Raw genomic sequence first — 22,182 nt, 5'->3', positions numbered from 1 at the left:
CACGGATGACGAGGCAACAGGCTGTTTGTGTATTTCATATGGATGATGGTAAGGATCGGTCAAAATTAACCTCTTCGAGGAATTCAATCACTTCACCATTGGGACTGTGGATGAGCGCATTTCTAACCCGAAGTGCAGGTTCGCCAAGCGATATCCAATCCGGTTCAACATAGGCCTTGGCTCCATGGGCGAGCGCACGCTCATAGATATCTTCTACATCATGCACGTAAAAGGCGAAATGTAACAGTGCGCCGTGCCGGACCGCTTCAGGAGAGGTGGCAGGTTCACCCTCGGCGGGAATGACGGCTTTTGGGTCAAATACCTCAATGCAGGTGCGCTGATCCGGAGAGATCAGCATACATGCCTCGGTAATGTGGAAGGAAGGCAAACTCCAGGAGTGACCGACCTTAAATCCCAATACTTTTGTATAAAACGCCAGGGTATCTTTATAATTTCGGGCCTGAATTGCCACATGTGCAAGTCCAATAACACTCACATTACATCGCTCCTTCTTCAGATTGTAGTTTAAATTATAGGGCTGATATCGCATTGGAACCATACAATATCAAAGGATATAATGAGATGAAATCTAACTATTTTTAGCTAATTTATCAGGATAACCTTATTAAATAAGGTCATGACTCGGAGGTCTTACAAATGGAACACATGATAGATGAGATCGATCAGCAGATTATGCGTTTGCTGCAACATCATGCACGTATCCCCGTTGCACAGATAAGCAAAGAAATTAACATGTCCCAACCTTCGGTTAAGGAAAGAATCCTGAAACTGGAGGAAAGAGGTGTGATAACGGGATATTCAACCATCTATAATCTGGCCCGGTTAAACCGTGGAACCACGACGTTTATTTTGCTCAAAACAGAGCATTGCGACGAGTTGGTCCAGTTCTGTGAACAGGCCATCGAAGTCACGGACGTTTATCGGATTAGCGGTGAGTATAACTATCTGATCAAGGTACAGACGGCGTCCATTGAAGAACTTGCCGAGTTCCAGGATTCACTGGTGAAGCTGGGACCCTCGAAATCCCATATCAGCATGAAAAATATTATGGAAAACCGTATTCTCCTCTAGGTTGTATTTTCAAGGTCAGGCAAGCTATACAAGTGTGGATGTTAGTGCCCTAAAAGTCTCGAACCCAAGCCGAGCTGATCCCGCGAATGAGTGAACGATTTTCTAAGGAACACAGGACGTCTTATTTGGCCTCTTGGCCCTCTTTTGAAAATGTAAGGAACATTAGACACGTTATTTCCCGCAATCCCTTGATAAAAACGCTGCAAACGGCTATTTATTCAGATATAACGTGTCTCAGGTTCCTTACATTTCTGAGGACGCTTCTAACCGCTCAATAAGACGTCTCAGATTCTTTAGCGCTCGGTTTCACCCTTTGCTCCAATAGTGAGTGAGAGGAAGGATTTGAATCCCGTTCGCTTGGGTTTCAGCTTTGAAAACGTACTCTAGGGTGATGATGAGGATAGTCTGTCCTTCGTGTTGTGCAAATGCACAATGAATTTCGTCCTTTCATCAATATTTATTCTCGCCTCCAGCAACTATAATGAAAGCGTGTTCAACAAGTGCGTGGGGGGCAATTGACAATGGAACCATTAACAATTAGCTGGATTGGCGCGCTGGCAGGACTGGCTATTGCCATCATTTTAATTTTGAGGAAGCTGAATCCGGTCTATTCTTTATTTCTGGGTGCAATTGTAGGCGCTTTAATTGGCGGCGCTAACCTGGAAGAGACCGTAAATATACTGGTAGATGGCACACAAAGTGTCATGGGAACCGTACTCCGTGTACTGGCAGCCGGGGTGCTTGCGGGTGTGATGATGGAATCGGGAGCAGCAGAGACGATAGCGCAGGCAATTGTACGGAAATTTGGCGGCAGCAAAGCCATTCTCGCCTTGGCGCTGGCTACGATGATCATTACCGCAGTTGGTGTATTTATCCCCGTAGCCGTGTTGATCGTTGCACCGATTGCATTGTCTGTAGGTAATAAAATGGGCATATCCAAATTGGCCCTGTTACTGGCCTTATCGGGTGGAGGCAAAGCGGGGAACATTATCTCCCCGAATCCCAATACCATTGCAGCAGCGCGAGGATTCGATCTGGATCTGAGCAACGTTATGCTGGCAGGCGTAATTCCAGCCATCTGCGGTTTGATTGTAACTGTTCTTGTAGCTTCAATGCTTAAGAACAAAGGGGTTATGGTTTCTGATCAGGAAGCCGAACAGGGCAATGTAGATACATCGAAGTATCCACCACTTGGCAAAGCCATTGTTGCCCCTTTGGTTGCGATCATCCTATTGATGATTAATCCCATCGGTTCTATTGCGGGCATTGAAGCATTGTCTACTTTTAAAGTGGATGCGATGTACATTCTGCCGATTGCAGGCATCATCGGTATGCTGGCGATGGGGCAAGGCAGAAATATTGTGAAGTATACAACCGCAGGATTAAACAAAATGACCGCAACTGTGCTCATTCTGGTAGGTGCAGGCGGAATAGCAGGGCTCATCTCTGCTTCAGATCTGTCAGGTCAGGTGGTGGGTCTGATTGAAGCCTCTGGAATATCCGGTACCTTCCTCGCACCAATCGCGGGTATTTTGATGGCGGCAGCGACGGCCTCGACGTCAACAGGTGTTATTCTAGCAACGGGCTCCTTCGGTGATGCCATCCTGAACATGGGTACGGCACCGCTTGCAGCGGCAGTTATGGTGCACACGGGTGCGACTGTTATTGATTCCCTGCCACAGGGCAATTACTTCCACGTGTCGGCTGATAGCATGAAGATGACGATTCGTCAGCGGATGGGCGTGATTCCATATGAGGCAATTGTGGGTGGCACGATGGCTATCGTAGCGACGTTACTGTACGGATTTATCCTTTAATCTAACGGATGGAGTGAGAGAGATGAGAGAAACTGTAGGGACTAGAGAGAAGACATTTGTTCTGGCACCGGATTCGTTTAAAGAAAGCATGACAGCGAAAGAAGTATGTATCGCGATGGAAAAAGGATTGCGTAAAATATATCCGACCGCAGGATATATTCATGTACCCATGGCGGATGGTGGGGAAGGCACGGTGCAGTCCCTTGTGGATGCTTCCGGCGGTTCCCTTCACCAGCAAGAGGTAAGCGGACCATTGGGTCAGACAGTGACTGCCCAGTATGGCATTTTGGGTGACGGATCAACGGCGGCCATCGAGATGGCATCGGCCAGTGGCATACATCTCGTAACCAAAGAAACCCGAGATCCGCTACAGACGACAACCTATGGAACGGGAGAGTTGATTCGAGCTTGTCTGGACCTTGGCATACGCAAAATCATCATCGGCATTGGTGGCAGTGCAACTAACGATGGTGGTGCCGGCATGGCTGAAGCGCTTGGCGCGAAATTTCTGGATGAACAGGGTCAGCCGCTTGCGCGGGGTGGCGGGGCTTTGGATCAACTGACTCAGATTGATGTATCCGGTCTGGATGTGCGTTTGCAGGAAGTGGAGTTCATTGTCGCCTGTGATGTGACCAATCCGCTCTGTGGAGAGCATGGCGCATCAAGGGTGTTTGGGCCACAAAAAGGGGCTACCCCAGAGATGGTTGAGCAACTGGATGCGAACCTGTCCCATTATGCAGATGTGGTGAAACAGCAGTTGCACAAAGATATCCGTGATATGCCAGGTGCCGGAGCGGCTGGCGGGCTGGGTGCGGGACTCTTGATTTTTACACAGGCAGTGTTGCGTAAAGGCATTGAAATTGTCATTGAATACACTGAGTTGCGTGAAAAATTAATTGCTGCGGATGTCGTATTTACGGGCGAAGGCGGTATCGACTTTCAAACGAAATTTGGCAAGACCCCCTATGGCGTTGCTCGGGCAGCCAAGGAAGCGGGTAAACCTGTAATTGCCATTGCAGGTTGTGTGGGCGAAGGAATCGACACCCTGTACGGGGAAGGCATTGATGCCATATTTGGTATTGTGCCCGGGGCAGCAGATCTGGAGCGGTTATTGCAAGAAGGCCCTGAGAATGTGGAGCGTACAACTGAGAATATTGCCAGGGTGCTGAAACTGGGTCTACTATCTTAGATCAGTGACGATCGGGATCGTACGGGGAGTTACGTGATTGTATTGGAATGCAATGTAAAATAGACGGGATACGGATATGCCTGAAATCAGGTGATCTGTGTCTCGTCTTTTGCTATTCTCGAAGCTGTTCTGACGCTATTGGTAGAACGCGAGTAGTCCATGTGTAAGTTCAATGAGTTCCAGCAAATTACGGGGATCTTTGCCCGTAAGGGTCTGTATGCGTTTGAGCCGATATTGAAGGGTATTGCGGTGAATATTGAGATGGTCTGCTGTCGTGGTCATACTGCCGTTATGTTGGATAAAACTGCGGAGTGTATCCAGCAGGTCAACTGTATCCTCAAGTTTGCTGATGATATTGGCATGAGGTGTTAGATCAGCCGCGCTGAATCGTACCAGAAAGGGTACATCCTCATACCGAATGATCGGCGAGTCTGGTTGAAGTGCCACCATAATGTTCATCACGGACCGGGCCTGTTCGTAACTGGTGGCGATATTCGCTTCTTTTTGGCTGACGGCGATGAATGCTGTGGGTGTGATCTGTCTCAAACGCTGGATTATCCGATCAACGTCTGCTTCATTCTGGATCAGAATAATCTGATCATCACCATCACCTTCAATAGAGAATGAAGGGACTTGGAGCAATATGCGGTTAACCTCCGTCTCAGCGGCCAAGGAGTTTTTGGGGAGACGGACATATAGAAGAATGGTTGGCAATTGCAGATCAATACGGTATTGCAGGGCTTCCTTTTTGACCTTTTGTGAGTATGAACCCGGCTGATTGAGCAGTCGTTCGATAAAGGCTTTTTTACGTGAAGCTTCATGAGCCATACTTTCCATTTGATTACGCTGTTCGATTAAGAGAGATACGGTAGTACGCACGATGTTGCAGAAAGGCCGAACTTCATCCGGATGACCGGATATGCCAATGACTCCGACATGCTGCTGATTGATTAGAATCGGTTCGTTGGTGCCCATCTTCTCAAGTATGCCATCCTGCCAAACCTCGATCATGCTTCCTGTTGTTAATGCGCGGACAGCGCCCTGATGAACTGTGCCCACACGTTCCTTCTGACCACTTCCAATAATAATGCCATGCTCATTCATGATGTTGATGTTGTATGGAATGTCTTGCATCATTTTATCTACGATATCCTGTGCCTGTTTTTCCGAAAGCTGCAACAACGAAGCTCCTCCCCTTCCATCTCATCGTGCTAAATGCGCATCTTCTCTGATGATGATTCCGCCCGATACCATATTGTGCATCTGAACGAAATTATAGAGGAATGGTAAGGCTTACACAAACACGACAGTTCGAATTGAAGGTGTTCATGTATCCATAGTGGTACCTTGTGTACTGTTCAAATAGTTCAGATGTGCTTTGCCCCAACCACACATGCCGTCCAATAACGCACCAATGGTCTGGCCGTGTTCGGACAAGCTGTATTCCACCTTCGGTGGAACATCCCCATAGAGCGTACGCACAATAATTCGATCCTGCTCCAGCTCGCGTAGTTGTTTCGTTAAGGTGCCTTGGGCTACATCAGGAATCATGCGTCGTAGTTCACCAAATCGTTTCGTACCTTCCTTTAATAAAATAAACAAGATAAGGGGTTTCCACTTCCCATTAATGGTGTCCAGCGTTGTTAATACTCCCTGTAACCTGGGTTCTTGTAAATCCATAGTAATCACCTCGTTTTATACGACAATATGTATCTCCATCATATCGGATTTTCACGATCTCTGCTTGATTGACTCTGTGAAAAGAGGAGGGGAACCGTCGTAATCTCGTACCAATAGTACGAATATTCATACTAGGTACGATGTAAATGCGTACTATTCAACGTCCTTCATTTCATGAATAATGAACACAACGTGAGCGCACATGCACATACATAACCGGAGATGAGAGGATGATCATAGATGAATCAATTTACATTGGCGAATAAACGGGTCGTTGTTATCGGAGGCAGCTCGGGCATCGGACTGGCTACGGCAATTCAGGCAGCTGCCGCAGGTGCGGAATTGGTGTTAGCAGGTAGATCGGCGTCCAGACTGGAGGAAGCAAGGGAACAGATTACGAAGGCTGCGGGCAAGGGCATGGCTGGAGAAACGGTGGTGGAAGTTCATGTATTGGACAATCAGGATGAGCAACAGCTCGAAGCACTTTTTGCCCGAATCGGCAGGTTCGATCATCTCTTCACGCCAGGAGCAGCCTACACTAGAGGCCCACTGACTTCGGATCGAGAGACGGCAGAGAGCTGTTTCAAAGGCAAATTCTGGCCTCAATACTTTGCGGCTAAATACGCTGCACCATCTCTTTCGACTTCCGGCTCGATCACGTTAATGTCTGGTGGATTCAGCCAGCGACCACTGGATGGGGGTGCTTCCTACGCTGCATGTAACGGCGCAATCGAGAGTCTGGGTAAGGCGCTTGCAGTAGAATTGGCACCGGTTCGTGTGAATGTTGTATCCCCTGGAACCATCTGGCGGGAGGGTCAAGAAGGGACGCCGCGTGGTGATCATTTTAAAGATTATGAGAAGCTGTCTCTGCTCAAGCGGGTTGGCTACAATGAGGAAATTGCACATACCGTTACGTATCTGATGACCAATACGTTTACGACCGGCAGCACATTGTATGTGGATGGCGGGTACACCTTGATTTAAGAGTCGGAGTTATATAGGTCCAAAAGAATACTTTTTTAAAAATAAAATGATGAAATATGACGAAAAAAGTTGAGATCTATCCTGTTTTTGTACTACAGGGTGGATCTTTTTCCTTTTACTTACTCTTTTTGTTTAGATTCTGTTTATTGCATTGCAATACAATAGGCCTTACGTATCAGAGGGATTGAATTTATATGTAAAAAACATGAGACAGGGAGGATCAAGTACATGAATTACAGAAAGCTGATAAGCTGCCTTTTAATTGCGGTTTTGTTATTACAGGTGGTTAGCGTGGGTGGGGTTGCAAGTGCTGACCCGGTTAGTCCAGTAGAGCAAATGAATGAATTAAAAAATTCAAATAAGGATATTGAAGAGATTGTTTTAAATCTTCAGAGTGTATTGGAAGATGACGGCATAATTGGTGTAGACAGTATTTATAACGAGTTGGATAGTATTCAAAAGAGTGAAATCGCACGAGGCATGATACTCTTGCTACCGAGCGGGACGGATTACAGTAGTTCTGATCAGATTCTGGACGTTTTCCTTCTACTACACGAATTAGTAGTCCTGCCCAGAGAAAAAAATCCGGATCATGTCCAACAAATGTTGGATCATCTATACAACACTTCGTATCGAGAAGCCACTAGTTTTCTTCCTTTTGATCAAGCCGAACCAATGGTTGAAGCGAGTGTTAAATACAGCTTGTTGAAAGGCGCCGATAAGCAAATTTTTACGAACATTATCATGTTTGAACCTGTTATAGGTCCCAACCCAGATAAGATCCATTACCAGGGTCAGCTTGATGCATTAATAAAAACGCTGTCCGAATACCTTCCGATTAACGCTCTCAATGAAGGTTCAGTTATGAAGGAAACATTAACTGGCTTGTATGAACACTACTTAATGACCAGTATGTTCAGTGAGTGGTATCCCAATCTTAGCGTTCAGCCATTTCCAGTAAATATGGATAAAATGTCTAATATAGATGACACAGAAAAAAATGAGCTTGCTCAATGGATGATTGATCACAGACCACCGAATGGTTTCGATACAGTTGCACAGGTGCAAACTACATTTGATGCATTCTTCATGGATACAACCTGGTTGAATCAATATAACGAATTCAAAAAGAGAGCAAATAGGAATAACCCCGAAGACATTCAGGAAGCTGTGGCATTGTTTAACAATAAGCTGTTCGGAGTACCTGATTTTGAATCCCTATCTAATGAAGATCAGGTGGCGGTAGCTTATTACTTATTAAGAATCGATCCACCGACAGTTGAAGGATATACGAGCCAAAAGCAAGTTCAATATATGGTGGAATTGGCTATGCTGGCCCTTAAACTGACGCAGCAAATTGGAGGACCAACCTCAAGAATTGCAATGGATAATTTCTATGCTAAACAAGCTGAACGTGCTGAATACTTTAATGATGCTATTGAGAGAGAGAGCTTCTATCAACTTGTTGATACATATCTTACATCCTCTGAAGTGGAAAAGCGTATGACTGAATACCGATTTGAACTTAGACTCAAATCAAACTCATCGATCTCTCGTGTGATGGGATATACGGACTCAGCAGTAGAGTTGACTCCTCATCTGAATCAAGCCGTGACGCAAGAACAGATGAAGGAATCATTAGAAAAATTCATATACATTCAACAAAACGTAGAAAAATATAATAAGGATAATCCGAACAACCCTATGGAGAAGTTTCCTCTGGATTTCAGCAAATTCAATACACTAGAAAGCGATGAGAAAATTGAATTGGTCGAACAAATGTTTGAGCTTCGCCCGGACAATGGCTATGCAAGTTTCGAAGAAATCCAGACTGCATTTGATAAATTTTTCTCTGATGATAACGAAACCGACCTATTGACTGTATTAAATACGGCAAAGAATAACTTTGATGTAGCAGCAATGCGTGCAGCGATGGAAAACCCGGATCTGGGTATTACTCTGCCTGATGGCTACGGCGCTCTAACCCCGCAGGTCAAAAATTTCATTGCAGGGTTCCTGATTCAATATGTAAGTAAAGAGTTCAAAAATAAAGAACAGGTTCAGTACATGATTGAACTTGGTGTCCTCACACAATCGGTTTGGGAGCAAAAAGAACTTATTACTCTTAAAAACAAGCTGGATGCACTTGCCCAGAAGTTAGCGAATTTGCCAGTTTCCTTTAATGATCAACAAAGCGAAGAATATCGTAGTATTGGTCAAGAATACTTGAAACGTACCAACGAAATAGACAAAAGTGTTTTTGCTTACAGATACTTGTATTCGGTGGCCTTCGAGAAGTTAGAGGGGACTTTCCACGGAGATATCGTGGAACCTATGGTAGTGCTAGGGCTTTTGACTACGCCATACCAGTCTATCGATAAGGCTACCAAGGTTGATCGAATGGATCAATGGCTTGATTCAGCTATGAATGATTACATTACAGGTGAAGCATTCTTCAACAAATACAAGTTTGATCGTACAGGCGCCCTTGATTTATCCAAAAGAGCAGAGCTGAGTCCTGAAGACCAAAAGGAATTGGCAGAATGGTTGCTCACTGAACAAGACAGCTACGAAGATGTCGAAAATCTACAATATGTATTTAACCGATTCTTTACGGCTCCTAATGTGAAGGGGAATGACATCAATAACTCCATAATTGGCTTGGACAGCACGATGGAGATCTCCTTTGACGATAAGCTACACTGGATTGATGTTGCCTCTATTCAGAAAACGGACTTCAGCGGTAACAAAACGGTATGGGTTCGCTATAAGGCGATCAGTGATGAACTGCCAGGGCGCGCAATAAAGATTGTCTTTACACAGAACGGTGATAGCAACACTGATAATGGTAATACTCCAACGCCTAACCCGGGTGGTAGCATAGGCGGCGGATCATCTACGACTGCACCTGCACCGACGACGAAACAGGAGCAGATCGTGGTTGACGTTAATGGAACTAATGGCACCAACCTGACCAAAACACCGATTACCCGTACAACCGAAACCAACGGCATGATTAAAGATTTGGTGAAAATGACCGAAGCGATTGCCAAGGAATCGGTGGAAAAAGCGAAACAATTAAACATGAACACCGCACGTATTGTCATTCCAGATACCAAAGATTCCGTGTCTGAGACACGTATTGAACTGCCTAAGGCAGCGGTAAAAGAATTGAATGATGGCTCGCTCAAGCTGGAGATTTCCACTGAAAATGTAGTGATTTCCGTTCCGACGAATTCCATCGCTGGATTTGATCAAGACTTGTACTTCCGCGTTGTACCTTTGAAAAAGGAATCCGAGCGTAAGGAAGTCGAAGAGCGTGCGAAGAAAGAGCAATTGATTCAACAAGTTGCTCCGAATACGAATGTTCGCGTATTGGCTCGTCCGGTAGAGATCGACACGAATATGCAGAGCCGCGAAGTGACGTTGACTTTGCCACTGCGTGACAGTCTGCCAACTGATCCGGCTGCGCGTCAGCAAGCATTGGACAACTTGGCAATCTACATCGAACACAGTGACGGCACAAAAGAATTGATTCAAGGCAAATTGGTGAAACTCGCTGATAACAGCGAAGGCATTGAGTTTACTGTAACCAAATTCAGTACGTTCACCCTCGTTGTTGTGGATGGACTGAAAGCTTCACAAAGTACACATCAACCGTACATCCAAGGTTTTGGTGTAGATTTCCGCCCAGATGCATTCGTAACACGTGCACAGATGGCAGCTATGCTGGCTCGAAATCTTTCAACTGAAGCAGCAGGTTCTGCGAATAGCGAGAGCTACAAGGATGTATCTGCGACACACTGGGCAACAAGTGAGATTCAAAAAGCACAATTCGCTGGCATCATGAACGGCATGAGTAACACTCAATTTGCACCGGAAGGTTCGATCACCCGTGCGCAGATGGCGGCAATTGCGTATCGCTGGATGCAGCAACAAGCGAGTGCAACAACCGTGAATGGTCCAGCAGTTTCCTTCACAGACGTATCCGCAGACCTGTGGGCAGCAGATGCGATTGCATACGTGCAATCCGCTGGCCTGATGGTTGGTTACAACGATGGTACATTCAAACCGGACAGTAAGCTGACGCGTGCTGAAGCGGTGAAAGTGTTGAACGTATTGTTCAACCGGACACCACTCACTGGCGCAGTTACGCCAACGTTCAGTGATGTACCAGCAACGCACTGGGCATATGCTGATATCGAAGCTGCAGCGCAAAAGTAATATTTTTAAAAGAAAAAAGGGGCCATTAACGCAGTTGCATATGGAAAAGAGAACCCCTAATGACGGATAGGATATGACAATACAATAGATAGAATAAAAAAAGAGCTGTTCCAAAAGCCATATATTGGCTAGGAACAGCTCCTTTTTGCGGTTTAGTGTGACTCAACAATGGTGCGTCAGATCGTCTAGGTTCGTTAGCGCCCCTGGGTCACCTATTAGTTATTCTGTTTACGCAGTTGTACTACTCTTTATCGGGCGTGTGTGCAGCATTCTCGTAAAATTTACCGTCCCGCAACTGATCCACGAATCCTTGGAGCCAGACGTAATACTGCTCTGCGTGTTGGAGTTTGTGCAGATCACGCAGTGCATCATCTCGATCTTTGGACGAGGTATGTTCCGAAAGGATCATGGCCGACAGGTCAGGAATGACCTCACGAATGCCTTCTAACATGACATCTACTTCCCGTTGGAGCTTGGCTCCAAAGAAATTCTGAAATGTACGATAAAAGTCGGTCTCAGCCAGATATTGATCCTGGCGCTCCTTCTTTTCCTCCAGTTTATAGATCATCTGTGACTCCGTAAGTGACCGAACCGCATAGCTCATGTTGCTCTTGCTCATATTCATTGAATTCTTCATCTCTTCAAGTGTCATCGGTCGATCTTCAAAATACATGATGCCGTATAATTTGCCAAACGTATGATTAACCCCATATAGATCCATCGTATTGGCGATGGCCTCAATGACTCTCTCCCTCAGCGCATGCCGATCAGGTAACGAAGAATGATTCGGGTTCCCGGCAGTTTCTTTTCCCACAATGTCACCTCTGGTTTATGATAGCGTTCCCACTAGCTGCCTCATATTTTACATGACTTGCTCCAATTTTAACATAAGCCGGAATTAGAATTTTCAATACGAGTGTACAATCAATTTTGTACAGAATAAATATAAAGCTGATTATACTCAAAAATTCCCAATCATTAAAGAAAAATTGGACAGTAAGGAGTGGGGGATTTGCGTTTAAAACTATGGAGGGAGTCTGAGGCGGTCTTATTCACGCTGCCAGCTCTAATCCCATTGCTGATCTTCTGGCTGGGACCTCTGGGATATATCGTTTATCTCAGTTTCACCGATTGGGACTTTATGAGCCCGGACAAGCTGTTTGTTGGTTTGGACAATTACAGTTATCTGCTGACAAACTCTGAATTCTATCGATCACTGAAAGTCACCTTGTTATTCGGATTGGGCAGTGTAATCCCAACCATTGTGGGCGGATTGGCGCTTGCGATGCTCATGAATAGCAAAATCAAATCATCCGGCATCTTCCGGACATTACTATTCTCACCTTGGGTCACCCCGACAGTTGCGGTGTCCATTGCGTGGTCCTGGATCTTCGAGCCAGAAGTCGGACTCGCTAATCTGATGCTGGGCTGGGTTGGCGTATCTCCGATCGGATGGTTGCGTGACGCGGACTGGGCGTTGGTTGCTGTTCTGATTGTCACGCTCTGGAAGTCGATAGGATGGGCAATGGTATTTTATCTCGTTGCGCTACGAAATCTACCGTCCGATCTGCTTGAAGCAGCTTCAATCGATGGAGCCAACGGTTGGGACAAGTTCAGAAGTATCACATTGCCGCTGATCTCACCAACAACATTCTTTCTATCGATTATTCTTACAATCCAGTCCTTGCAAGCCTATGACCAGATCAATGTCATGACGCAGGGTGGACCGGCGGGATCAACGAGAACGTTGCTGTACATGTATTACCAGTCTGCATTCGAATCCTTTAATGTAGGTGAGGCTTCGTCCATCGCCGTTGTGATTATTCTGATCTGCGTGTTGCTGTCGGGTGTATCCTTCCTGCTTGGCAGACGTCTGGTGCACTACTAATGACAATGACATTGCCTAACAAAAAGTCTAAACGGATGAAGCGCAAGGAGTTGCAGAACGTGTCACAACCGAATTTTAAAATAAGTAAAATGATCCGCTACCTCCTGTTAGCCGTTATCGCGCTAGGTACAGCTTTTCCCTTCTATTGGATGGTCATTAGCGGGTTCAAAACCAATGATGAGATCTGGCAGTTTCCGCCGACCTTCTGGCCGGAGACTTTCCTGTGGAGCAACTATGTGGATGCCTGGAATGCGGCACCATTTGCCCGTTACATTCTAAACAGTACCGGGGTAGCATTAGCCATCTGTCTATTTCAGATCGTCAACTCCAGTATGATGGCGTACGCCCTAACACATATGAAATTTCGTCTCAAAGGTGTACTGACATCCCTGATTCTGGTGGGTTATATGATACCGAGTACAGCCGTATATCTGCCTAGTTACCTGGTGCTTAGCGAACTTAATCTGCTTGATTCCTACACAGGCTTAATTGTATCCAACTGTGTCAGCGTGTTCTCGATCTTCCTGATCCGGCAGGCGTTCATGCAGGTATCGCATGAATTGGTGGAAGCCGGACAGCTGGACGGTGCATCCCACTTCCGGATTCTCTGGACGATTATCACGCCGCTTGTTCGCTCAAGCTTCGCCGTGATGGTGCTGATTACGTTTATTGAACAGTACAACAACTATTTCTGGCCTATGCTCATCACCAAAGACCCTGATTTACAGCTGGTATCGGCGGGTCTGCGCAGCTTCTTTGTAGAAGGCGGGGCATATGGACTGGCTTGGCCACAGATTATGGCAGCGAGTGCCTTCACCATCGCACCCCTACTTATTCTCTTCCTGTTCACCCAGAAGACGATCATGCAGAGCGTGAATATCACGGCTGGTGTGAACAAGAACTGATATGCACTACCATTCACCTAAAACGGGAGGAACGACAATGAACTGGAGTCAAGCAAGCATGACATGGAAAAAGAGATTGAGGTTGAACTGGAAGGGTGGCATGTCGCTGGTACTCGCGACCAGCTTTGCTCTATTGACCGCTTGTGGAACACAAGCACCCGCAGAATCAGGCACGACGGCTGCTGCCAGTGGAACCGAAGCTCAGGCGAAAGATCCGGTGGAGATTGAGTTCTGGTATGGTCTGGGTGGTAATCTGGGCGATAACATGAAAAAGACGATTGATGCGTTCAACGCCTCCCAGAACGAAGTCGTTGTAAAAGGGATTGTACAAGCAGATTACACGGAAACGGAACAGAAGCTGCAAGCAGCAATTGCTTCCAAGAAGGTTCCAGCCGCTGTACTCAGCTCCAATATAGACTGGGCACGTAAAGGATATTATGCACCTATGGATGAGATGATTGCCGCTGATCCGAATTTTAAGAAAGACGATTTCATTCAGACATTCCTGAACCAGGGACAGGTGGATGGAAAGCAATACTTTTTGCCAATGTACGGTACAACTCAGATTATGTACTACCGTATGGATACGTTCAAGGAGAACGGAATCGACCCAGCAACTCTGACGACATGGGAGAAGCTGGCTGAGGCGGCTGCGAAGATGAGCAAACAAGAAAATGGCAAGACCACCTTCTACGGTTGGGAACCGATGTGGGGTAGAGACAATATGATTGATGCCGTGCTGGGTAAGGGCGGACAGATTCTTAGCGACGATGGCAAAACCGTTATGATCGACTCTCCGGAATGGATCGAGACATGGGACTTGTTCCGTAAATGGATTAACGAAGACAAGATTATGGGCATTCATTATGGAGGTCAGGGCTGGGAGTACTGGTACAAAACGATTGATGATGTGATGAAAAATAAAGCAGCAGGTTACACCGGATCTAGTGGTGACCAAGGTGACTTGGACTTTAGCGTAGTCGCTGCAATGCAACAACCAGGCTGGGAAGGTATTGGTGAAGGAAAACCGGTAGCAAGTGCCATATCGGCAGGTATTCCGTCAGCAGCGAGTCCAGAGCAACAACAGGCTGCTTACAAGTGGCTTACGTATTTCTCTGAAACTTCGAATACAGCTTCATGGTCCATGAACACCGGATATATTGCAGTACGTCAATCGGCTCAACAAGATCCAGAGTTCATGAAATTCAGTGAGGAAAATCCACAGATCACGGTACCATTGCAACAAGCAGCTCACGCTTCGGCTCCATTCCAGGATCCAACGGGTGGCAAGATCAATGATGCATTGAAGGATGCAGCTGATCAGGTACAGATCAATAATATGCCAGCGGAACAAGCACTGAAGGAAGCAAAAGAGAAAGCGCAGAAGGAACTGGATCGTGTAACGAAATAACGATATCGACAAGAACTGTTTCCAAGAGACTCGGTCGTGAACCTGACTGAATTGTAAACATAACGTATCACTAATCACTATAAGTAACTCAAGCGGAAAGGGCGGTACATGCTGTACCGTCCTTTCCGTTCATAAAGATCGCAGACAAGGAGTTTGACCAATGCAAGATGAAACGTATGTGGATGGATTATCAAATCCGATTAAAGCCGTTTTGTTCGATAAGGACGGAACATTACTTGATTTTACGGGCATGTGGGGGTTCTGGACCGATTGTGTGTTGAACGACTTCAGAGACCAGTTGGCGACCAGGGGACTTCGTATCGATACAGAGGAATTCCCACAGATCTGGGGTACATTCCACGATGACCAAGGCCGGATGAATGGGTATGACGTGCGGGGGCCACTTGCGATGGGCACGATGGATGAAGTGTATGCCGTGCTGACGTGGCATGGATATCGTGCGGGTCTCAGCTGGGCGGAAGCCAAGATCATGGTTCGGGAGTGTTTGGCGCGAGCGGAGGAAGAGATGGAACAGCATCGTCCGGCACGTCCGTTACCGGGAGTTCAAAGATTTCTTGAACAGTGCCGTAGCGAAGGCGTGGTTATGGGTGTTGTGACGGCAGATGATACACCAAGTGCAATTAAACATTTACAGTGGATGGGGTTGGATTCCTTTTTTGACGTGGTGATTGGTACAGATCTGGTGGAACGGGGGAAACCATTTCCCGATATGCTACTGCTTGCCTGTGAACGGTTGGGTGTATCTGTGCAGCATACTGTGGTCATTGGAGATACGGACGGAGACATGGAGATGGCACGAACCGCTGGTGCGGGGTACAGGATTGCCATTGGAGAACCGGGAAGAATCCACTTGGCCGATAGAACGATTCAATCCTTCCATGAATTGCTGAATGGTGGGCTGAATCGATGACGAACAGTCACGCCTACTTGGGCTGGGTACTGTTGGCACTGGCTATCGGGCTGGAGCTTAGTGCTACCATTTTGCTAAAAGTATCGGATGGGTTCTCGCGGTTATGGCCTTCGGTGTTGATGTTTGTCTGTTATGGCGCAAGTTTTACTTTTCTTAATTTTGCAGTGAAGTATATGCCGCTGGCTGTAGCTTATGCGATCTGGTCTGGGGTGGGCATTACGCTCATTGGCGTTGTAGGGCATTACTTTTTTGGTGAACGTCTGCGGCTCGCGTCGATGGTATGGATCGGTTTTATTCTGATTGGCATTATTGGACTGAAATGGAGTGATTCTTGATGAAAAATGAACATACACCGGAGCAACCTATTGCCAGCTTCCAGGTTATTACGGACACACATGTGCGAGAAGAGGCAGACCATATTCATAACCGGCATCTGGACCAAGCATTAGCCGACATAGCTACATTTAGTCAGGGGAGCAGCGGGATTATGCATGTGGGCGATGTGACGGATCGAGGTCTGCCGAGCGAATATCGTGAGTTGCAACGCATATGGAAGCAACATGCGGAGAGCTTGCCTGACATCAGATACACGGTAGGTAATCATGATATTGGAGCCGTGGTATGGCAAGATCCACCGATCGTTTTGCTTGAGATGAAAGAGGACGAAGTAGCTGAGTTATTGGAGCAGGAAGCAGAAATGGAGCTGGTAACAAAACAAACCGCTGCTGAATCAGCTGCACTGATTGAGCAACTATCCGTCGGGACATATACGTTGTCGGCTGCACCTCCGGAGCAGGAGGGTCAGGATGAGGGACCGATCTCTTCAGGAGTCGACCCCATTACAGTCGCCGGGTTATGGCAACGTCGATTGAGTGATTTTGAAGCAATAACCGGCATGAAGGGCTCTTACCACGATCACTGGATTGATGGTTATCATTATATTTTCCTGGGCACCGAGCAACCTCATCCGAAGGATTGTGATATGTCGGCTGAACAATTGGAGTGGCTGGATGCGAAATTGTCTGAGCATGCAACGCCAGATCATCCCATCTTCCTGTTCTTGCACCAGCCACTCATGGATACGGTAGCAGGATCGCTGAAGGAACAAGGCTGGTATGGTGTGAATCAGGATGCAGAACTTAAGGCCGTTCTGGCTAAATACCCGCAAGCGATCCTTTTCTCGGGACATACCCATTGGCAACTTGAAGCAAAGCATACGATGTACGATGGTGCGGGGCACATGCCAACCATGTTTAATGCGTCCTCTGTAGGTTATCTCTGGACAGATGAGGATGAGCATCTGGAGGGCAGTGAAGGACTTCATGTGGAGATATATAAGGATCGAGTGGTTGTGAAGGGACGGGACTTTGTCGCGGGCGAATGGATTGAAGGTGTTGAGTTTACAGTGTCATATCCTGTAGAAGGGTAGTTATTTGGATAGTCAACGGGAAAGGGTCATGCTAAGGGTCAATGTCATTAAGATAATTTAGACTTGATGATATTACTCAATGGGTGGCCTTTTTGGTGTCCATCTTAAAGGTATGTTCAGATCATCCACCCCATAAAGTTCCACGTGAAACGTAGCAGGTGAGGCTAGAGTTGGGTAAAGTTGTAAATGGGTATGATTACAAACTATACTCAAATAAGAACACATGATATGCACATACTCGTTAATTTAACCTATTTACGGAGAGGAAGTAGAACCGGCATGAGAGAACTTCAGGTTCAAACGACATATGGTACCGTTCAAGGCGAACTTTTGCACGATGCAAGCGTATGGAAAGGCATTCCCTATGCGAAACCTCCGGTAGGTGAGCTGCGTTTCAAGGCTCCGGTACAGCCCGAGTCATGGGATGGAATCAGACAGGCTACACAATTTGGGCCTGAGAATATACAACCTCGAAATCATCAACCAGAAGGCCAGACAGAAATTCCGAATGAGTCAGAAGATAGTCTATATCTGAACATCTGGGCACCTAAGGAAAAGGGAGCAACACCATTGCCGGTCATGGTATGGATTCACGGCGGCTCCTTTGTATCAGGTTCAGGTAGCCAGCCGATGTATGATGGTACACAGTTAGCGGTTCGGGGGGACGTCATCGTTGTGACGATCAACTACCGATTAGGACCTTTGGGATTCCTTCATATGGCTCCATTAGGTGATTCATATGTATCCAATGCAGGTCTGCTGGATCAGGTTGCGGCATTACAGTGGGTGAAGGATAATATCTCTGCTTTTGGTGGTAACCCGGATCAAGTTACGGTGTTCGGCGAATCAGCAGGCAGTATGAGTATTGCAGCACTGATGGCGATGCCAGCGGCCAAAGGACTGTTCCAACGTGCCATTATGGAGAGTGGTGCATCCCAGTTCATGCCAGCAGAGCAAGCCTCAGCGTTGCGGGAAGCGATGCTGAAGATTCTTGGGGTGGATCGGGACAACCTGCAGAAGTTAAATACAATTCCTGTAGAGCAGATTATTGCAGCGGGTGAAACGGTCAAACAGCAGAGCGGGGCAGGTATGGCATTATTGTTCCAACCTGTATTGGAGGGGCATACATTACCACAGGTGCCACTTCAGGCGGTGAGCGAAGGTTCAGCGCAGGATATTCCGGTGCTGATTGGTACGACATTGCACGAGGGTGCACTGTTCATCCAGCCGCATGTACCTTTTTCAAAAGAAATCGATATGGTTCAGGGCGTAGACTTTATGACACCAGATCTGGAGAACCGGGTAGCCATCGCGGATAGTTATCCAAAAACGGCAGATGGACAAGCCCAAGTGATGACCGATATGTTCTTCTGGCGGTCAGCGCTGCAATATGCTGCGGCACAGCAGAAGTATGCCCCCGTGTGGATGTATCGATTTGATTGGGTGATGCCGGAACATCCCTTGTTAAAAAGAGCGATTCACAGTATCGAAATGTTCTTTGTGTTTAATACACTACATGTCCTCAAATTCATGAATGCGGAGCCGGATGAAGCTGCGGCGGCACTTGCCCTCAAGGTACAGGATGCCTGGATTTCCTTTGCCAAGAATGGCCAACCTGAAGTTGCAGGTGTGAACTGGCCTGAATATGAGCAGGATCGAGGGACACTAATCTTCAACCATGAGATTGAGGTCGTACATGATCCGGATGCAGCCAAGCGAGAGCTGTTAGGGTTATAATCCAAGCCGATTATTTGAAATGAATACTCTGAATAACTGCTATACGCTTAATCAAAAGAGGAGGTTCATTCTCAGAATGAACCTCCTCTTTTTGTAATCCGGCTGGAGAGTAGCAGAACGTAAGCACCAATTAGGGGGATACATTATGCATTGCATTGTTATACTCCAAACATTATTTACGAGAGGCACGCGTGCGTGACACCTCATCGAAGTAGAAGGAACGTTTTCCACGGGAGAACAGCACAATTAAGACATGAATGAAGAGCACGGCATAGACCAACATATAGACACCGACTGTTCCCAGGGAAAGCAATATTTGATAAGGCTGGAGCATAACATCCTGATTACTGGTGAAGGCATAATCGTTGACCAGGCGAATGATCGTAACTAGCAGCCATGGAACATAGAGTGCGGCAAATCTTTTAAATAACGATTCACTGGTGGGTGTGCCGGTCTGACGATCTACATAGCGGAATCGCAAGATAATTGAGCCTGGAGTTACCCCATTTCTTACCCAAGGGATGAAGAACAGCACAATGACCATAGCAATGGATGTACTTAGCGCATCACTGATCACATCAGATGCTGTGAAGATCGAAATCAGATTCGAGAGGAAGACAACAACGACTCCATCGATAATTAACGCGAGCAATTGAGGCATAACATACACTTGGTTTTGCTCCACGATCTGTTCGCTCTTCGCCTGAATGCTTGCACGTGATGGGAATAAAGCAAGCAGGATGGGCGCTGTGAAGAATCCAATGACCGCTCCTGAAGTATTCAATAACAGATCATCTACATCAAAGAGACGGTAAGGACAATTATAATACCCGTAGAATCCGGTGATCTGGGTGATCTCGAAGAATAAGGAGAGCCCGAATCCACCTAGCAGGGCGTACTTCCAGAAGACTCTTTTTTGAAAAAAATAACGGATATATACACCCAGCGGCATAAGAAGCAGGACGTTAAATAGAACTTGCAAGAAGGCTCTGCCCTGAATCATTCCGATATAACTAGATGGCTGAGACCATACAATGGGTGTTTCTTTCATAATGTCTTTGACAAAAGTGAATGGAACCAGATTGTAGTAGATCGTGTCAGCGGCTTGCTGCGCACAGGTATCTCGCGTAGTCGGAAACGGAAGAATAACGAGGCAATAGGCAGCTAGAATATAAAAGATAAAAGAAAAGCTCACGCCAAACCGTGACCAACTGAAGAAGCCGTCTTTGCGATAACCATAGATCAACCAAGGCACCAGCAAAAACATGGCCGCAACAACAAAGATCAAAAAAGCCGTTTGCACAGGGAAAACATATGAGGACATGAGTAGGAACTCCTTTGGTATTAAATATAATAACATTCATAGAAACAGAAAAATTCATGTATGTGTAGTGCGTATCTATTAGTTACATTATAAGTAGTTACCCTTAAAGTGAGGGATGCATGAACCTTAAATTTGGTTTAAATCCATCCATGCAGTGACCAAGCGTATGGAATATACCGCCGAAATCCCGTATACTTGCGGGAATGCCAATCGTAGAATGGAGAGTTTAATACATATGTCTAATTTGCCTAACTGCCCCAAATGTAATTCGGAGTACACGTACGAGGATGGTAACCTGCTGGTTTGCCCGGAGTGTGCGCATGAATGGTCTTTGGAAGCAGACAATGATAACGCAGAGGATGCAAAAGTAATCCGTGATGCCAACGGAAATGTGCTAAGTGATGGCGATACCGTTACCGTCATTAAAGATCTGAAGGTAAAAGGTAGCTCGCTTGTAGTTAAACAGGGCACGAAGGTGAAGAATATTCGCCTAATTGATGGGGATCATGATATTGATTGCAAGATCGACAGCTTGGGTGCAATGAAGTTGAAATCTGAGTTTGTGAAAAAGATATAAGATCGAAAAACGTTCAGTTCCGCATTCAATGGAAATTGAACGTTTTTTTGTTTGACAGGAAATATTTAGTAGATATATACTGGTTGGAATTTAATTTTGAACATGGTTAGGTGGTCTACATATAAGAAAAGGCAGGTGTCAGAGCGATGAAGAGAGATCATATTATTAAATATTATTCCGGGTTTGATGAGTGGGGCAGACTGGAGCGGGAACCAATTGAATTCATCATTAACATGCATTACATCAGGGAACATCTCCCCGCTACTGGTTGTATTCTGGATAATGGCGCAGGACCAGGAAAGTATGCCATGGAGCTTGCGAAGCTGGGATACCAAGTCACTTTATCGGATCTGACACCTTCCTCCGTGGATACTGCGCGGCAAAAGGCTCAGGAGTTTGGATTGACACAGCAATTCGATGGATTCCATGTCCTCGATGCCACTTCGCTCTCCGGTATGGCTGACGAGAAATATGATGCATCCCTTATGCTGGGGCCGTTATATCATCTGCAGACAGACGAAGAGCGGATGGCTGCTGTACAGGAGTTGTACCGTGTGACCAAGCGAGGAGGCGTGGTGTTTGTAGCGATGCAGAGCCGAATGCGCATGAGTATCAATTCGCTGCAATCTCCGCAGCACTGGAAACCGAATGATAACATGGCAGCAATCCATTCTTTTGTGGAAAAGGGTAGATTCGATCATCAGGATCAAGGACGATTTACGGGAGCATACTATTTTAATATTCAGGATGTTACACCCTTCATGGAGCAACATGGATTTGAAACCGTTGATTTGATTGGTTCATCCAGCCTTAGAGCGATGCTCACGGACGAGCAGCAGCAATACTGGAAAGAGCGTGGCGAGTACGATGAACTCATGCAATATATGATCGAAGCCGCCAAAGACCCTTCCATATTGGGAATCTCGTCGCATCTGCTGTACATCGGGAGGAAGAAATAATAGACTTACAGGCAATGCTCTAAAAATCTATGTAT

The 22,182-nt window shown here is 46.3% G+C and carries 19 protein-coding genes; 14 read left to right on the top strand and 5 right to left on the bottom strand.

Features of this window, described 5'->3' with window-relative positions; translation table 11 throughout:
- Positions 1-34 precede the first annotated feature (34 nt).
- Complete coding sequence (locus QNO02_RS29440) at positions 35-496, bottom strand: VOC family protein (protein ID WP_289390696.1); 462 nt, start codon at positions 494-496, stop codon at positions 35-37.
- A 161-nt stretch (positions 497-657) separates the two neighbouring features.
- Between QNO02_RS29440 and QNO02_RS29435 the strand changes: the two genes are divergently transcribed.
- The 3 genes from QNO02_RS29435 (at position 658) to QNO02_RS29425 (ending at position 4,098) form a co-directional block, all read left to right on the top strand.
- Complete coding sequence (locus QNO02_RS29435; RefSeq protein ID WP_091035519.1) at positions 658-1,092, top strand: Lrp/AsnC family transcriptional regulator; 435 nt, start codon at positions 658-660, stop codon at positions 1,090-1,092.
- Between the two features lie 521 nt (positions 1,093-1,613).
- Entirely contained in the window at positions 1,614-2,909 is a 1,296-nt protein-coding gene (locus QNO02_RS29430) for a GntP family permease (protein ID WP_133386323.1), read from the top strand.
- Between the two features lie 22 nt (positions 2,910-2,931).
- Positions 2,932-4,098, top strand: coding sequence for a glycerate kinase (locus QNO02_RS29425; RefSeq protein WP_091035525.1), 1,167 nt, complete (start codon positions 2,932-2,934; stop codon positions 4,096-4,098).
- 135 nt (positions 4,099-4,233) lie between these two features.
- Here the strand turns inward: QNO02_RS29425 and QNO02_RS29420 are convergent, their stop codons facing one another.
- Positions 4,234-5,280, bottom strand: coding sequence for a CdaR family transcriptional regulator (locus tag QNO02_RS29420; protein ID WP_091035528.1), 1,047 nt, complete (start codon positions 5,278-5,280; stop codon positions 4,234-4,236).
- Positions 5,281-5,424: 144 nt separating this feature from the next.
- Complete coding sequence (locus tag QNO02_RS29415; protein WP_289390695.1) at positions 5,425-5,778, bottom strand: winged helix-turn-helix transcriptional regulator; 354 nt, start codon at positions 5,776-5,778, stop codon at positions 5,425-5,427.
- A 240-nt stretch (positions 5,779-6,018) separates the two neighbouring features.
- On the opposite strand from QNO02_RS29415, the gene QNO02_RS29410 reads away from it, so the two are divergent.
- Positions 6,019-6,762 carry an SDR family oxidoreductase gene (locus QNO02_RS29410; RefSeq protein ID WP_289390694.1) on the top strand — a complete coding sequence of 248 codons (744 nt, stop codon included), beginning with the start codon at positions 6,019-6,021 and terminating at the stop codon, positions 6,760-6,762.
- A 228-nt stretch (positions 6,763-6,990) separates the two neighbouring features.
- Entirely contained in the window at positions 6,991-10,986 is a 3,996-nt protein-coding gene (locus QNO02_RS29405) for an S-layer homology domain-containing protein (RefSeq protein ID WP_289390693.1), read from the top strand.
- A gap of 241 nt (positions 10,987-11,227) precedes the next feature.
- Here QNO02_RS29405 and QNO02_RS29400 read toward each other — a convergent pair whose 3' ends face one another.
- On the bottom strand, positions 11,228-11,800 hold the full coding sequence (locus QNO02_RS29400; protein WP_076213761.1) for a GbsR/MarR family transcriptional regulator: 573 nt from the start codon (positions 11,798-11,800) through the stop codon (positions 11,228-11,230).
- A 198-nt stretch (positions 11,801-11,998) separates the two neighbouring features.
- Here QNO02_RS29400 and QNO02_RS29395 point away from each other — a divergent pair, with 198 nt between their 5' ends.
- The 7 genes from QNO02_RS29395 (at position 11,999) to QNO02_RS29365 (ending at position 19,287) form a co-directional block, all read left to right on the top strand.
- On the top strand, positions 11,999-12,874 hold the full coding sequence (locus QNO02_RS29395) for a carbohydrate ABC transporter permease (RefSeq protein ID WP_036671737.1): 876 nt from the start codon (positions 11,999-12,001) through the stop codon (positions 12,872-12,874).
- Between the two features lie 89 nt (positions 12,875-12,963).
- Positions 12,964-13,779: a carbohydrate ABC transporter permease gene (locus QNO02_RS29390; RefSeq protein ID WP_248278243.1), complete on the top strand. Its 816-nt coding sequence runs from the start codon at positions 12,964-12,966 to the stop codon at positions 13,777-13,779.
- A gap of 37 nt (positions 13,780-13,816) precedes the next feature.
- On the top strand, positions 13,817-15,190 hold the full coding sequence (locus tag QNO02_RS29385) for an ABC transporter substrate-binding protein (protein ID WP_192135348.1): 1,374 nt from the start codon (positions 13,817-13,819) through the stop codon (positions 15,188-15,190).
- Between the two features lie 160 nt (positions 15,191-15,350).
- Positions 15,351-16,121, top strand: coding sequence for an HAD family hydrolase (locus QNO02_RS29380; protein ID WP_289390692.1), 771 nt, complete (start codon positions 15,351-15,353; stop codon positions 16,119-16,121).
- Positions 16,118-16,456: a DMT family transporter gene (locus QNO02_RS29375; RefSeq protein WP_289390691.1), complete on the top strand. Its 339-nt coding sequence runs from the start codon at positions 16,118-16,120 to the stop codon at positions 16,454-16,456. Before QNO02_RS29380 ends, QNO02_RS29375 begins: the two co-directional genes overlap by 4 nt.
- Entirely contained in the window at positions 16,456-17,550 is a 1,095-nt protein-coding gene (locus tag QNO02_RS29370; protein WP_091035553.1) for a metallophosphoesterase family protein, read from the top strand. Before QNO02_RS29375 ends, QNO02_RS29370 begins: the two co-directional genes overlap by 1 nt.
- A gap of 279 nt (positions 17,551-17,829) precedes the next feature.
- Positions 17,830-19,287, top strand: a complete 1,458-nt coding sequence (locus QNO02_RS29365) for a carboxylesterase/lipase family protein (RefSeq protein ID WP_289390690.1) — start codon at positions 17,830-17,832, stop codon at positions 19,285-19,287.
- A 172-nt stretch (positions 19,288-19,459) separates the two neighbouring features.
- Here the strand turns inward: QNO02_RS29365 and QNO02_RS29360 are convergent, their stop codons facing one another.
- On the bottom strand, positions 19,460-20,611 hold the full coding sequence (locus QNO02_RS29360) for a VanZ family protein (protein ID WP_289390689.1): 1,152 nt from the start codon (positions 20,609-20,611) through the stop codon (positions 19,460-19,462).
- A gap of 235 nt (positions 20,612-20,846) precedes the next feature.
- Between QNO02_RS29360 and QNO02_RS29355 the strand changes: the two genes are divergently transcribed.
- Both QNO02_RS29355 and QNO02_RS29350 read left to right on the top strand, forming a co-directional pair.
- Positions 20,847-21,188, top strand: a complete 342-nt coding sequence (locus tag QNO02_RS29355) for a zinc ribbon domain-containing protein YjdM (protein ID WP_017691576.1) — start codon at positions 20,847-20,849, stop codon at positions 21,186-21,188.
- A 146-nt stretch (positions 21,189-21,334) separates the two neighbouring features.
- Complete coding sequence (locus QNO02_RS29350) at positions 21,335-22,147, top strand: class I SAM-dependent methyltransferase (protein WP_289390688.1); 813 nt, start codon at positions 21,335-21,337, stop codon at positions 22,145-22,147.
- The last annotated feature ends 35 nt before the right edge of the window (positions 22,148-22,182 follow it).

The sequence above is a fragment of the Paenibacillus sp. PK1-4R genome, assembly GCF_030369595.1.
GTDB lineage: Bacteria > Bacillota > Bacilli > Paenibacillales > Paenibacillaceae > Paenibacillus.
Note: the sequence above shows the minus strand (reverse complement) of the source record. Positions and strands in the feature narration are given on the sequence as shown.